General features: G+C 71.6%; 16 protein-coding genes. 7 read left to right on the top strand and 9 right to left on the bottom strand.

The window, feature by feature from the left end:
* Positions 1–475: 475 nt before the first annotated feature.
* The 6 genes from AC3EQ1_RS20270 to AC3EQ1_RS20245 all read right to left on the bottom strand — a co-directional run bounded on the left by AC3EQ1_RS20270 (position 476) and on the right by AC3EQ1_RS20245 (position 6,010).
* A complete protein-coding gene (locus AC3EQ1_RS20270) occupies positions 476–1,450 on the bottom strand; it encodes a helix-turn-helix transcriptional regulator (RefSeq protein ID WP_432095747.1) in 975 nt (324 codons plus the stop codon).
* 323 nt (positions 1,451–1,773) lie between these two features.
* Entirely contained in the window at positions 1,774–2,667 is an 894-nt protein-coding gene (locus tag AC3EQ1_RS20265; protein ID WP_432095791.1) for a VOC family protein, read from the bottom strand.
* Positions 2,668–2,901: 234 nt separating this feature from the next.
* Entirely contained in the window at positions 2,902–4,029 is a 1,128-nt protein-coding gene (locus AC3EQ1_RS20260) for an FAD-dependent monooxygenase (RefSeq protein ID WP_432095746.1), read from the bottom strand.
* A gap of 224 nt (positions 4,030–4,253) precedes the next feature.
* Positions 4,254–4,703, bottom strand: a complete 450-nt coding sequence (locus AC3EQ1_RS20255; protein ID WP_432095745.1) for an SRPBCC family protein — start codon at positions 4,701–4,703, stop codon at positions 4,254–4,256.
* A 100-nt stretch (positions 4,704–4,803) separates the two neighbouring features.
* Positions 4,804–5,307: a DinB family protein gene (locus AC3EQ1_RS20250; RefSeq protein ID WP_432095744.1), complete on the bottom strand. Its 504-nt coding sequence runs from the start codon at positions 5,305–5,307 to the stop codon at positions 4,804–4,806.
* A gap of 76 nt (positions 5,308–5,383) precedes the next feature.
* Positions 5,384–6,010 carry a class I SAM-dependent methyltransferase gene (locus AC3EQ1_RS20245; RefSeq protein ID WP_432095743.1) on the bottom strand — a complete coding sequence of 209 codons (627 nt, stop codon included), beginning with the start codon at positions 6,008–6,010 and terminating at the stop codon, positions 5,384–5,386.
* Positions 6,011–6,097: 87 nt separating this feature from the next.
* Between AC3EQ1_RS20245 and AC3EQ1_RS20240 the strand changes: the two genes are divergently transcribed.
* From AC3EQ1_RS20240 to AC3EQ1_RS20210, 7 genes are all read left to right on the top strand, one after another.
* Positions 6,098–6,706 (top strand): helix-turn-helix domain-containing protein, encoded by a 609-nt coding sequence (locus AC3EQ1_RS20240; protein ID WP_432095742.1) that lies wholly within the window; start codon positions 6,098–6,100, stop codon positions 6,704–6,706.
* A 184-nt stretch (positions 6,707–6,890) separates the two neighbouring features.
* Complete coding sequence (locus AC3EQ1_RS20235) at positions 6,891–7,715, top strand: HipA family kinase (protein WP_432095741.1); 825 nt, start codon at positions 6,891–6,893, stop codon at positions 7,713–7,715.
* Positions 7,712–8,107: a DUF3037 domain-containing protein gene (locus AC3EQ1_RS20230; protein WP_432095740.1), complete on the top strand. Its 396-nt coding sequence runs from the start codon at positions 7,712–7,714 to the stop codon at positions 8,105–8,107. Before AC3EQ1_RS20235 ends, AC3EQ1_RS20230 begins: the two co-directional genes overlap by 4 nt.
* A gap of 202 nt (positions 8,108–8,309) precedes the next feature.
* The gene (gene fabG / locus AC3EQ1_RS20225; RefSeq protein WP_432095739.1) at positions 8,310–9,071 is read left to right on the top strand and encodes a 3-oxoacyl-ACP reductase FabG; all 762 of its coding nucleotides are present in this window, start codon (positions 8,310–8,312) and stop codon (positions 9,069–9,071) included.
* 31 nt (positions 9,072–9,102) lie between these two features.
* Positions 9,103–9,861, top strand: coding sequence for an SDR family oxidoreductase (locus AC3EQ1_RS20220; RefSeq protein ID WP_432095738.1), 759 nt, complete (start codon positions 9,103–9,105; stop codon positions 9,859–9,861).
* 147 nt (positions 9,862–10,008) lie between these two features.
* Positions 10,009–10,677 (top strand): uracil-DNA glycosylase, encoded by a 669-nt coding sequence (gene ung, locus AC3EQ1_RS20215; RefSeq protein WP_432095790.1) that lies wholly within the window; start codon positions 10,009–10,011, stop codon positions 10,675–10,677.
* A gap of 207 nt (positions 10,678–10,884) precedes the next feature.
* Positions 10,885–11,403, top strand: coding sequence for a hypothetical protein (locus AC3EQ1_RS20210; protein ID WP_432095737.1), 519 nt, complete (start codon positions 10,885–10,887; stop codon positions 11,401–11,403).
* On the opposite strand, the gene AC3EQ1_RS20205 is transcribed toward AC3EQ1_RS20210, so the two are convergent.
* From AC3EQ1_RS20205 to AC3EQ1_RS20195, 3 genes are all read right to left on the bottom strand, one after another.
* Complete coding sequence (locus AC3EQ1_RS20205) at positions 11,391–11,852, bottom strand: hypothetical protein (protein WP_432095736.1); 462 nt, start codon at positions 11,850–11,852, stop codon at positions 11,391–11,393. The genes AC3EQ1_RS20210 and AC3EQ1_RS20205 overlap by 13 nt on opposite strands.
* Positions 11,853–11,955: 103 nt before the next feature.
* Positions 11,956–12,483: a DinB family protein gene (locus AC3EQ1_RS20200; RefSeq protein WP_432095789.1), complete on the bottom strand. Its 528-nt coding sequence runs from the start codon at positions 12,481–12,483 to the stop codon at positions 11,956–11,958.
* Entirely contained in the window at positions 12,483–13,151 is a 669-nt protein-coding gene (locus tag AC3EQ1_RS20195; RefSeq protein WP_432095735.1) for a TetR/AcrR family transcriptional regulator, read from the bottom strand. Before AC3EQ1_RS20195 ends, AC3EQ1_RS20200 begins: the two co-directional genes overlap by 1 nt.
* Positions 13,152–13,173 lie beyond the last annotated feature (22 nt).

Raw genomic sequence — 13,173 nt, 5'->3', positions numbered from 1 at the left:
CAGTGAGGCTGCTGAGACGACCGCTGCCGGGCCGGGGATCAAGGCCCCGACCCGGCGCAGAATCAGGACTTGTACTGGAACGCGTGCGACGCGAGCTTCTGCGGGTCGACCTTCGCCGTTCCCGAGAACGCGCCGATCACCATTCGAACGATGCGCTGCATAGTGTGTCTCCCCTGTTCGTGCGACTGGCTGCCGCTGACTGGGTGAATGTCATCACTAATGGCGGAAATCAGCAATGTACCGAAATGAAGTTGGCCGGTTAGTGATGACATATCAAGCGGAATGCGCAGGCGGCGGAGGGCGTTGTGGTCCTCAGCGCACCGTCCAGGCGGGAAATCTCCTGTCTGAATGCGTCGTTCCGTCTGCGGGCCGGTTGAAGCGGCGTCCCAGGGCGCCCGACGGGCGTGGCTCCGGCGGGTCATGGACCGCCTGAGCCGCGCCCACAGGGTTTCCCGCGTTCCGCAGGAGGCTGAGGTCACCTGCGGGCTGCGGTGTCGGAGGGGAGTTCGGCGAAGCGGTCGCGATACGCGCTCGCGAAGCGGCCGAGGTGGGAGACGCCCCACCGGTAGGCGATCGTGCCGACGGGGTCGGTGGAGGCGAGGATGTCCGCACGGATCCGGTCGAGCCGCAGGTTGCGGACGTAGGACAGGGGCGAGAGGCCCAGCCGGTCGCGGAACACCGAGCCGATGGTGCGAGGGCTGCAGTGGGCGGCCTGAGCGATGTCACTGAGGCTGATGCGTTCGGTGAGGTTCGCCTCGATGAACGCGAGGGCTGCGCGCACAGCACGCGGGTGGCCGGGTGGAGGCCCCTCGCGCAGCTCGGCCGTGTGCGAGTGCGGCTGGGCCAGGAGCAAAGCGGTGACGATGGACCGCAGCTGGCCGCGCTGTACGTCCGAGCGCCGGAAGAGGGGGTCTCCCGAGTCCAGCTGTTCGAGGAGGGAACGGACCAGTAGCCGCACCGCCCGGCCCTTGGAAGTGGCCAGGTCCAGGGCGAAGTCGAAGCGTATGGGGGACAGCGGCGGCTGCCCGGTCAACGCACCGAACTCCTGGTCGACCAGGGCGGCGTCGATGCGCAGTCCCAGGAACCGCGTCCCCCGGGCGTGCAGGGGCCGCAACTCCTGGGAGTCTCCAGGGTTGACGACTCCCGCGGTCGACGTGTCCAAGGTCGCCCGCAGGCCGCCTCGCGCTGCCGAGATCGCGCCGGAGACACCGATGTTGACGAAGTAGGACCTGCGGCCCTCGGCCGAGGCGACGCGCACATCGAGCGGCGAGGCGAAGTAGCCCACGGCGAAGTCGTGGGCGGCCACGCCGCGCAGTTCGTGATCGCCGCCGCACAGGCCGTCCAGCGGCGATGTGGCGATGGAGCCGCCGAAGAGCAGGGTGGCGGCGTTCAGCAGGTCGACGGGGTTCCGGGATTTGCTGATGAGGTAGGTGCGCAGCGGCTCCGGCACGGCGTTCCCTCCTTTGGTGCGCCCGCCGCGGTCTTGGGGAGCGTATGGGGGCGGGCGGCCCGAGTCCGGCGTCAGTGTCTCAGCCGTGGTGGCCTGCCTGTGCCTGTGCCCATGCCCCATGCCCCATGCCCCGTGCCCCGTGCCCCGTGCCCCGTGCCCCGTGCCCCGTGACCTGTGTCTGTGCCTGCCTGTGTCCGTGCTCGTGACCCGTGCCCGGCCGGCGGTCCGGCGTCCAGCAGGACGAACGCGACGTGCGGGGCGCATCGGACCGAGGGGTGGATCTTCTGCAGCGGATTCCTCTGTGAGGTGTTCTGCGGGCGTGCTCACATCGGCGGGGCGACGAACAGCCCCGGATCCACGTCGTTGTGGGACTTGGCGGCGATGAACTCGTCCATCTCGTCCGCCGTGCCCCACTGATCCGCGGTGGCGGGATCACGCAGGTCGTAGAGGTGGGGGTGCCAGGTGTCCTCGTCCAGGATCTCCAGCTCGGTGGTGTACTCGACGGTGTTGCCGGCCCGGTCGAGGAAGTAGCTGAAGGTGTTGTCACCGGCACGGTGCCGTCCCGGCCCCCACAGCCGCTCGATGCCCAGGCGCCGCATCCGGCCGGTGCCGCGCATGAACGCGTCGACCCCGCGCATCTCGAAGGAGGCGTGGTGGAAGGCCGCGTGCGGCCCGCGCACGATACCGAAGCTGTGGTGGAAGGTGTTGCACCGCAGAAACCACATGATCTCGCCGTGGCCGCCCAGGCACATGGTGTCCGAGAGACGGAACCCCAGGTGCCTGATGTACCAGGCAACCGTCGCCTCGGGGGTGGGAGAGTTCATCAGGACGTGGGAGAGGCGCACGGGGATCGGCTCGCGGGCCTCGATTCTGCGGTGCCGGCGCGCGCCGACGTCGGCGGAGACCTCCACCACGCGGCCCTCGTTGTCGAAGAAGCGCACCGCGTAGCCGCCCCCGGGTGTGTCCAACGGCTTCGGTTCGTGGACCAGCCGCACGCCCTGCGCGATCAGCTGTGCGGCCAGGGTGTCGACATCGCCGGCGCCCGCGGCGCCGAAGGCGATCAGGTCGGTGCGCTTGTGGGCGCCCTCGCGCAGCCGCACCACGTACTGCTCCGGGGAGCCTTCGGCGGCCAGGAACGAGACACCGGTGTCACCGGCGGTCTCCGTCAGCCCCCACAGCTCGGTGTAGAACTGACGCTGCTCGGCGAAGTTCGGCATGGCGACATCGATGTGCCGCAGATGGGTGATCGGACTGCTGCTGTTGCCCACGGTGAACTCCGGTTCTTCTGCTCGAGGTGGCTCGCGCGGCCAGCGTTGTGCCACAGGAGGGCCCGGGAAGCGGCGGCGGGCATGTGGTCTCTCTCCTGGTCCATCGCGGGTCTGTCCATGTCCGACGCGCGAAGGCGGACCTCCGGAACTCCCTTGTCCCGTCGGTCATTTCGCGCCCGGCGGTCACGCGGGCTCGGCCATGAGCCGGTGACCGGCATCCGTCAGCGGGTCCGTTTCGCGATGGCGCTGCGCATGTTCCAGGCGGGCGATCGCCACCGAGGTCGCCACGAGCGTTCGGCACCGCTGCCTGCGCCTCCGCACGAACGCCTCGAGCCCCGCCCCGACCGATCCGTGCCGCCCGAGCTCTTCGGCCAGCACGACCCCGTCCTCGATGGCCAGAGCCGCGCCGCCGGCCATCTGCGGTGCGGGCGCGTGCGCGGCGTCACCGATGACGACGCAGCTGCCCCGGTTCCAGGCGCCCTCCAGGAACGCGGTCAGCACCGGGCGGCGCACCACCGACTCCGACACGGACACCAGAGGGCGGATCTCCGCCACCCGGCCCGGGAAGGCCTCCAGTATCTGCCGCAGGCGCGGGGCGAGTTCGGCCTCGGGCAGGACGCTCCGCTCCACTCCGTTCTCCGTCAGGAACACGTACGCCTGGCTGACCGAGATGGGCACGAGGCCCGCCGTGTCGGTCTTCCCGGCGAACCGGTGGATCCCGGTGGCCCACTGCGGGCGGGGCACCAGGGCCCGCCAGACCATCTGCCCGTGGTAGTCGAGCGAGGTCTCAAGGCCCAGCAGACTCCGCGCCGATGAGCGGATCCCGTCCGCGCCCACCAACAGCGCGACCTGCCGGACCGTCCCGTCCGACAACTGCACGCGGACCAGATCCCCCTCCTGGTGCACCGCCGTGACGGTCAGTCCCTGATGTACGACTGCGCCGCGCTGTTCGGCTTCCGCATGCAGGATGCGGTGCAGCACGGGGCGCGCCATGCCGGCCATCGCCGGTCGCCGCGCACCGATCAGGCGCGGCAGCCGGATCCGGCGCGCGGGTGTGCCGTCCACGTCCACGTGCGTGATCACGTTCATGCCGTAGCCCTCGGCCAGACAGTCCTCCGCGAGACCCAGCCCGGCCAGTGCGCGTAGCGCGGGACCGGCCAGGCACAACCCCCAGCCGGAAGTCGCTCCTGACGGGTTGACCTCGGCGATCTCCACTTGCCATCCCGCGCCTGCCAGGGCAGTGGCCGCTGACAGACCGGCGACGCCCGCACCCACGATCATGGCCGTACGTGCACCGCGACAGCTGTTCATGTACGCCTCCGAAGCACCTGATTTCTTCTCGACCGTAGGCTCCGTCGGCGCTGCGCCTTATCCGAATCAGGCGGCGACCATCCGCTGTCCGCAATCGACCATCTGACCGGCGACTGCATCGGTGTGGAGGTGTCGGTGTCCAGCCGGTCCCGGCTGGGCGATCCGCCGCCATGCTCGGGCAAGCCCTGGCCGAACGCGCCGCGGCGTGGACATCGGCGTGGACATCACCGAGCCGGATGGCACTCCTCGGCGTAGCGGGCGAGTCCATCCGCCATGCCCTGCATGAACTTCTGGAGGTAGCGCGGCATGATCCAGCCCAACAGTCGGCTCGTCTCGTACTCGCCGTACCAGTGGATGACCGTGCCTGAGCTCGCTGTGGGCTTCAGTTCGATGCGCGCGCGATAGTTGTGCATCGACGCGATGAACGCGTCCTCGTAGGCCAGGAGGCGTTGCTCGACCTTCTCGGTCAGCCGCTCCCCGGTCACGGTACGTCCCGTTCGGAACGCCCGGACGGCGCCGACGCCGTCGTCGCCGCCGGGGTCGAGGCCGACCGACCGGGTCGTGTCCAGACTGTCCACCTTGGACCACAGCGGCCAGCTTGCGGCGTCGACCAGCAACTTCCAGACGATGTCCGGCGAGGCGCCGGTGGTCACGGTGACGTCGTATCGGTGCATGGTGGAGGGCTCCTGTGAGTGGATGCTGGGGCGGGGTCCCGGATATCGGCGAACTCGTGTTTCGGACGGCGTTCTCGAACCGGGGATCGTCCTGGGCGGATCAGCGGCCGGTCGTGCCGTCGATGAGTTCGCGGAGGACGTCCGCGTGGCCCGCGTGCCGGCCGGTCTCCTCGATCATGTGGGTGAGTGCCCAGCGGATGCTGGGAGCGGGGCGGTCCGGGTCCGGTCGGGGGACCGGTGCGCCGAGATCGGTGCACCCGTCGAGAACGTCGTTCGCGCGCTCGACCGCCTCTCGGTAGCGGGCGACGACATCGGCCACGCTGTCCGCCGGTGCGGCCCGGAACGTCGCCTGCCAGTCGGTGACGTCGTCCCCGAGGAACATCGAGCGCTCGACGGACGTCAGGTGGTTGAGCAGGCCGAGCAGGTTCGTGCCCGACGGCACTGCGGCTGTCCGCACCTGCGGTTCGGGGGCGCCGTCGACCTTCTCGGCGATCGACGTCCGGAGGTAGTCGAGGAATCCGCGCAGGACTTCGGTCTCGTCGTTTCCGGTCCGGGGCGGCGGGGTGTCGCGGCGGCGGCCGTTGTGGCGCGTGGTGCTGGGCACCGTGGTCTCCCTTCCTTTGTCGGGGGCAGATCCGTCGGGGCAGGTCCTTCGCCGGGGGCGGGCGTCGGCCGCCGTGTCAGGCGGTGCGGCGGATGAGGAGGACGTGGTCGGTGACCTCGGCGGTGCGCCCGTCCGGTCCGGTCGCGATCCGGCGGGGTGCGTAGGCCCGCTCGACCGTCCATGTCCGCGGCGCCAGGCCGATCTCCGCGGCGACTTCCAGCGGGCTCGGGTAGCGGATGCCGGGATCCTGGTTCCACGACCACGGCGCGGCCGAGCCGTGGTCGACGACCAGCAGCCGCCCGTCCGGGCGCAGTGCGTGCGCGGCCGAGCGCAGCACGGTTGCCCGGTCCAGGCCGAAGGGGGTGTGGAGGTAGTGGGCGCAGACCAGGTCGAATCCGCCGGGCGGGAACGACGTGTGCAAGTCGGCCCGCACGGTGGTGACGCGCTCGCCCAGGCCGTGTGAGCGGACGAGGGCGGCGAGCCGCTCCACCGCCACGGCCGAGATGTCGACCGCGGTGACCTGCCATCCCAGGCGGGCGAGCCACAGTGCGTCGCCGCCGTTGCCGCATCCGAGGTCCAGCGCGTCACCGGGCGGCAGGCCCGTCCCCGTCTCGGTGAGGCGGACATTCGGCTGCGGGCCGTCGGCTGCCGGCCGGGCCGCGTAGACGCTGTCCCAGAACGCGACCGCATCGGTGGTGCTCATGAAGGCTCCTTGTGTCGGGATGTGGGCAGTCTTGCCAGCCACCTCACGACCTGGCACGGAATCTTGCGGTTACGGCAAGATGGCCCGATGGACCGCACAACGGACGACGACGTGCTGGACGCCGTGGGGCCGCGCCTTCGTGCGCTGCGTCGTGACCGCGGCATCACCCTCGCCGGCCTCGCGGCGACGACCGGCGTGTCGGAGAGCACGCTGTCCCGGCTGGAGAGCGGGCTGCGCCGGCCGAGCCTGGAACTGCTGCTGCCGCTGGCCCGTACCTATGACGTTCCGTTGGACGACCTCGTCGGTGCCCCGCGCACGGGCGACCCCCGCATCCACCTCAAGCCGGTCAGGCGGTTCGGGATGACCTTCGTGCCCCTGTCCCGGCGGCCGGGCGGGGTGCACGCGTTCAAGATGATCATCCCCGAACGGCCGGAACCACTCGAACCGACCCCGCAGACCCATGAAGGCTTCGAATGGCTCTACGTGCTGGGCGGACGCCTGCGGCTCGTGATCGGCGAGCGCGACCTGACACTGCCGCCCGGTGAGGCAGCCGAGTTCGACACGTCCTTGCCCCACTGGCTGGGCAGCGCCGACGGCGGCGCGGTGGAACTTCTCATCCTGTTCGGCCTGCAAGGGGTGCGTGCGCACGTACGCACCGGCCCTCATCGGTCCGATCGGGCCGGGGGACGGCGGTGAACGCGGCGGGAGATTCTGTATGCGCGTCGGCCTGTCGGCCGTCGACGGGCTGCTCGAAGGGGGAGCGGCGTGTCAGTCGAAACTCCCCGGATTCTCCCCGGGACTGATCGACGCGGTCCCTGGGGTGCACCTCAATGATGTTGACCGTGAACTATAAGGCAAAAGAGTTGTGGAGCCTTGGATAATGCTGAATGAAGTCGTGGCGACCCGCTATGTCACGCCCTTGCGTGAGGGCGGTTCGCTCCCGGGGATCGTCGAGGCCGACGACCTCGGCACCTACGTCATGAAGTTCACCGGTGCCGGTCAGGGCCGCAAGACCCTGGTCGCCGAGGTGATCTGCGGCCTGATCGGGCAGCGGCTCGGGCTGCGGGTCCCCGAGCTCGTGCAGATCCGGCTCGACCCGGTCATCGGGCTGGGCGAGCCGGACCAGGAGGTGCAGGAGCTGCTGAAGGCCAGCGGCGGCCTCAACCTCGGGATGGACTATCTGCCCGGCTCGCTCGGTTTCGATCCGCTCGCCTTCGCGGTGGACCCGGTGGAGGCCGGGCGGGTGGTCTGGTTCGACGCGCTGATCAACAATGTCGACCGCTCGTGGCGCAACCCCAATCTGCTGGTGTGGCACGGTGGGATGTGGCTCATCGACCACGGCGCCACGATGATCTGGCACCACAACTGGCCGTCCGCCCGGACCGCGGCCGCCAAGCCGTACGACGCCTCCGACCACGTCCTGGCCTCCTTCGGTCCGGACCTGGACGCCGCCGCTGCCGAGCTGGCTCCGCTGGTGACGGAGGAGCTGCTCACCGGTGCCGCGGCCGAAGTCCCCGACGTCTGGCTGGCCGACGAGCCCGGCTTCGACTCCCCGGACGCGGTGCGCCGGGCCTACGTCGAGGCGCTGGCGGAACGGGCCGCGGGCCTGCGCGACCGGATCACCCTCGGCCCCCGGACGGGCGAGCAGCCCTCGCGGGCTCCGGAGTGGCTGCGGGTCCGGATCGATGGAAAGGCCGCACGGTGAACGGGCTCCACAACGGACGCGATGTCTTCGAGTACGCCCTGCTCCGGGTCGTCCCCCGGGTGGAGCGCGGTGAGCTGATCAACGCCGGTGTGGTGGTGTACTGCCGCGCCCGGTCCTGTGTCATCGCCCGCACGCATCTGGACGAGGACCGGCTGCGGGCGCTGGACCCCACGGCCGACGTGTCCGCCGTCCGCGCCGCGCTGCACGCCGTCGAGGGTCTGTGCCGGGGCGGTGAACACGCGGGCCAGGCGGGCGGGGACGACGCGGGGCGGAGGTTCCGCTGGCTCGTGGCGCCGCGCAGTACGGTCGTCCAGCCGGGCCCGGTGCACACCGGTCTGACCACCGATCCGGAGGCGGAGGCCGAACGGCTCCTGGACGTCCTGGTCCGCTGAAGCCTCGGTCGGGCGGATCCTTCGGTCCGCCCGACCGGTGGTCCGGGCCTGTGACATGGGGCGCGACCGGTCATGGCCCGTTGACACCGGGTGCCGCGGCTTCTAGCGTTTTGGCCGACCTACCTACTAAGCGGTTGCTCATTCGGCAGCCGCTCCCGGACGGATCCGCATCCCAAGCGGCCCGAACGCGAGGAGAATCCGCATGTCCACCACCGAGCAGCGTGTCGCCGTCGTGACGGGCGGCGCCCGGGGCATCGGCCAGGCCACCGCCGTGCGCCTGGCCGAGGAAGGCCGCGCCGTCGCCGTACTGGACCTGGACGAGGCCGCCTGCAAGGACACCGTGGAGAAGATCACCGCGGCGGGCGGCAAGGCCCTCGCCGTCGGCTGCGACGTCTCCGACTCCGCCCAGGTCGAGGCCGCGGTCGCGCGGGTCGCGGAGGAGCTCGGCGCGCCCACCATCGTCGTCAACAACGCGGGGGTCCTCCGGGACAACCTGCTGTTCAAGATGAGCGACGCCGACTGGGACACGGTCATCAGCGTGCATCTGCGCGGCGCCTTCCTGGTCACCCGCGCCTGCCAGAAGCACATGGTGGACGCGGGGTTCGGCCGGGTCGTCAACCTGTCCAGCAGCTCGGCCCTCGGCAACCGCGGCCAGGTCAACTACTCGGCGGCCAAGGCCGGTCTGCAGGGCTTCACCAAGACCCTCGCGATCGAGCTGGGCAAGTTCGGGATCACCGCCAACGCCGTCGCCCCCGGCTTCATCGCCACCGACATGACCGCCGCCACCGCCGCCCGTGTCGGCATGGGCTTCGAGGACTTCCAGGCCGCCGCCGCGAGCCAGATCCCGGTCCAGCGCGTCGGCACCCCCGACGACATCGCGAACGCCATCGCCTTCTTCACCGGCGAGCAGGCCGGCTTCGTCTCCGGCCAGGTCCTGTACGTGGCCGGCGGCCCGCTCGACTGACGCCCGGACGCGCGGAGACACAGGAGACATCATGACTGCACCGCAGGACAGCGGGCGCGTCGCGCTCGTCACCGGAGCGAGCCGGGGCATCGGCTACGGCATCGCCGAGGCGCTGGTCGCCCGCGGCGACCGGGTCGCGATCACCGGCCGCAACGAGGAGAGCCTCAAGGAGGCCGTCGAACGGCTCGGCGCGGACCGGGTGATCGGCATCGCCGGAAAAGCCCACGACGAGGCGCACCAGGCGGCTGCCGTGGAGCGCACCGTCGAGGCGTTCGGCCGGCTCGACTACCTCGCCAACAACGCCGGGACCAACCCGGTCTTCGGGCCGATCGCGGATCTCGACCTCGGGGTGGCCCGCAAGGTCTTCGAGACCAATGTGATCTCGGCGCTCGGCTTCGCCCAGCAGGCCTGGAAGGCCTGGCAGAAGGAGAACGGCGGCGCGATCGTCAACATCGCGTCGGTGGCCGGCCTCTCGGCCTCCCCGTTCGTCGGCGCCTACGGCATCAGCAAGGCCGCGATGATCAACCTCACCCTGCAGCTGGCGCACGAGCTGTCGCCGGGCGTCCGGGTCAACGCCATCGCCCCGGCCGTGGTGAAGACGAAGTTCGCCCAGGCGCTCTACGAGGGCCGTGAGGAGGAGGTCACCGGGGCCTATCCGCTGGGCCGGCTCGGGCAGCCCGAGGACGTCGGGGGCGCCGCGGAGTTCCTGCTCTCCGAGCGCTCCGGCTGGGTCACCGGCCAGACGCTCGTCGTCGACGGCGGAATCTTCCTCAACGCCGGGGTCGGCTGAGCCGGAGCCGTCCGCCGAGGTTCCCCGACGACGCCCCTTCCTCCCCGGGAGGGGCGTCGCCTCCCCGGGAGGGGCGCCGTCAGTGGTCGCCGGTAGGTTCTCCGGAGAAGAACGGATCACACCCCGGAGGTTGTTGACGTGACCGACATGCTGCCCGAGTCCTGGCGCGGCGTCCTCGGCGAGGAGCTGGACCGGCCCTACTTCACCGAGCTCCTCGACTTCGTCGAGAAGGAGCGGGCGAACGGTCCGGTCTACCCGCCGCGCGCCGAGGTCTTCGCGGCGCTGGAGGCCACCCCGTTCGACCGGGTGAAGGTCCTCGTCCTCGGGCAGGACCCGTACCACGGCGAGGGCCAGGGGCACGGTCTGTGCTTCTCGGTCCGGCCCGGGGTGAAGACCCCGCCCTCCCTGCGGAACATCTACAAGGAGATGCAGCAGGACCTCGGCCACCCGGTCCCCGACAACGGCTGTCTGATGCCCTGGGCCGAGCAGGGCGTCCTGCTGCTCAACGCCGTGCTGACGGTCCGCGCCGGAGAGGCGAACTCGCACAAGGGCAAGGGCTGGGAGAAGTTCACGGACGCGGTGATCCGCGCCGTCTCGTCCCGGCCGGACCCGGCGGTCTTCGTCCTCTGGGGGAACTACGCCAAGAAGAAGCTCCCGCTGATCGACACCGACCGGCACACCGTCGTGGAAGGGGCCCACCCCTCCCCGCTCTCGGCGAAGAAGTTCTTCGGCAGCCGCCCGTTCTCGCAGATCGACGCGGCGATCGCCGCGCAGGGCCACGCGCCGGTGGACTGGCGGATCCCGGACCTCGGCTGACGCCTCGCCTCGCCGGAGCGGGCGTCGGCGCCTGACCGGGCGGGCCCGTCCGAACGGGCCTGCCCGCCCCCGCCCCGGGCGGCCGGTCACCGGCCTGGCAGCGCTCCACGGGCGTGCGGGGCCCGGCCCTGAGAGTCTGGGGGCGGCTGCCGGGTGCGGCGGCCGGCGCCGTCCCGCCGCGGCTGCCGCCGGAGCGCGGGAGGTCAGATGGTCCGTGAGCAGCAGGGGGAGGCGTCCGAGGACGCCGTCATGACGAGGATCGGACAGACGGTCATGCTCCACCGCGCGGGCGACCGCGAGGAGGCGAGAAACCGCTTCGCCCAGCTGTGGGCGGAGATCGGTGAAGCCGGCGATCCGCTGCACCGCTGCACGCTGGCCCACTACATGGCCGACACCCAGGACGATCCCGCGGACGAGCTGGTCTGGGATGTCCGGGCGCTGCGCGCGGCCGACAGCCACGCCGGCTCCCGGTCCCCGTCCGCCTCCCGCACCGCCGTCGCCGTCCGTGCCTTCTACCCGTCCATCCACCTGAACCTGGCCGCGGACTATGTGAAGCTGCGCCGGCCCGAGGCCGCCCGCCGGGCGCTGCGCCGGGCCCGGGAGAGCGCCCGGGTGCTCGGCGACGACGAGTACGGCGACGGCGTCCGGGCGGCCATCGCACGGCTGGAGCTACGGCTCGGCGGCTCCACCGGCGACCCGGAGCCGCCCGGCGGTCATTTGCCGTAGACCCTGCGGCAGATCCGGGCCTCCGGGCTGCCCGGCCGCCACTTGCCGTACGTCTCGCCGAGGTCGCACACATTGGCGGTGCGCGCCGGAGCGGGGATGCGGGTGTACCGGGGCGGCCTGGCGGGTGCCACGGGACCGGCGTCCCGCTGCCGGGGAACCGCGGGCCGCGGCCGGACGCCGGGACCCGGCCGCTCGGCACGCGGCACCGGGGCGGGCGGCTGCGTGCGCGGCGGGGGAGTGCGGAGCTTGCCGGTGGTGTGCCGGGTGGCCTCGGGCCGGATGCGCTCGATGCGGTCGACCGAGCGGTCCTCGGCGATCTGTGGCGCGGCGGACTGCGAGGCGGGCGACGGAACGGGCGGTTCCTTCACCGGATGCTGGCGGGGGACGGTGACGCAGCCCGCGAGGGCCGGGGAGGCGAGCAGGACCACTGCTGCGGTGAATCGGTGCACCCGGGGCATTTTGCTGCTCCCGGGTGCCGTTGGACAGCGATTCGCCCTCCGGCTGGTCCGTTGGGGTGACGGGATCACGTTCCGGTGGAACCGCCGGACGGGATCACGCTCCGGTGGAACCGTCGATCCGCTCGCGGATGAGGTCGGCGTGGCCGTTGTGGCGGGCGTACTCCTCGATCATGTGGACGTAGATCCAGCGCAGGGAGAAGCGCTTCCCGCTGTGGTGCTCCCCGGCCCCGATGTCGTCCAGCCCGCGCCCTGCGGCGGCCTCGCGGGCGCGCCCCGTCTCCCGCTGCCAGATCTCCTGGGCCTCCTCCCAGCTGTCGTCCGGGGTGAGCCGGAGGTCGCGGTCCTGCTCCTCGTCGGTCCAGAACAGCGGCTGCGCCGCGCCGGCCTCGCCGGCCAGGATGTTGCGGAACCAGTGCCGTTCGACGTCCGCCATGTGCCGGACCAGGCCCATCAGGGAGAGGATCGACGGCGGTGCGGAGGCCTCGCGCAGCTGCTTCTCGTCCAGGCCCGCACACTTGGCGGCGAGTGTCTCGCGGTGGAACTCCAACCAGCTCTCCAGCATGGTGCGTTCGTCGGCAACGGTGGGGGGCACGGTGCGTTCAGCAGTCGTCATGCGGGTCATCATGTCCGGGCGCCGGGGAGCGTGCCAGGGAGTTTCCCGCCGGTGTGCCCGGCGTCGCCGAGCATGCCGCGCAGCAGTTCCCCGCAGCCGGCCCGGAGTTGCTCCGGGGTGACGCCCGCCGCGTGGTACGGCCCCGCCGCGCAGGCGAACATGACGCCGTCCGCCCAGGCGACCAACGACAGGGCGTGCCGCTCCGGTTCGGCGGACCCCCAGCGTGCCAGGAGCGCCGTCAGCACGTCCCGGAACGGCTTTCCCGCCGCGTCGTAGATGGGGCGCAGCTCCGGCCGCCGGGTGGCCTCCAGGGCCAGTTCGTACCGGGCCAGCAGGAGATCCGGGTGCTCGGTCAGGTAGCGGTGGACGGTGCGCGCCACGGCCCGGGCCAGGTCCTCCGGACCGTCGGGTGTCACGATCTCCGCCCCGAACACCCGGGTGTCGCGGAGTGCCAGCTGCCGTACGGCCGCCTCCAGCAGGGCGGCCCGGGTCCGGGCGTGGTTGGACGTGGAGCCCGCGGGAAGCCCGGCGGCCTCGTCGACCGCCCGGTGCGTGAGCCCGCGCAGGCCGCGCTCGGCGAGCAGGCGGATCGCAGTGTCCGCGATGAGCGCGGGGCGCGAGCCGGTACGAGCCGGGCCGGACGGCCCGGCGGAGGCGCGGACGGTACGTGACGTCATGACCTCAACCTACCGGGCTCAC

It is taken from the genome of Streptomyces sp. bgisy100 (assembly GCF_057709105.1).
The sequence above is the reverse complement of the archived record's forward strand: the minus strand, read 5'-3'. Positions and strand labels throughout refer to the sequence as shown.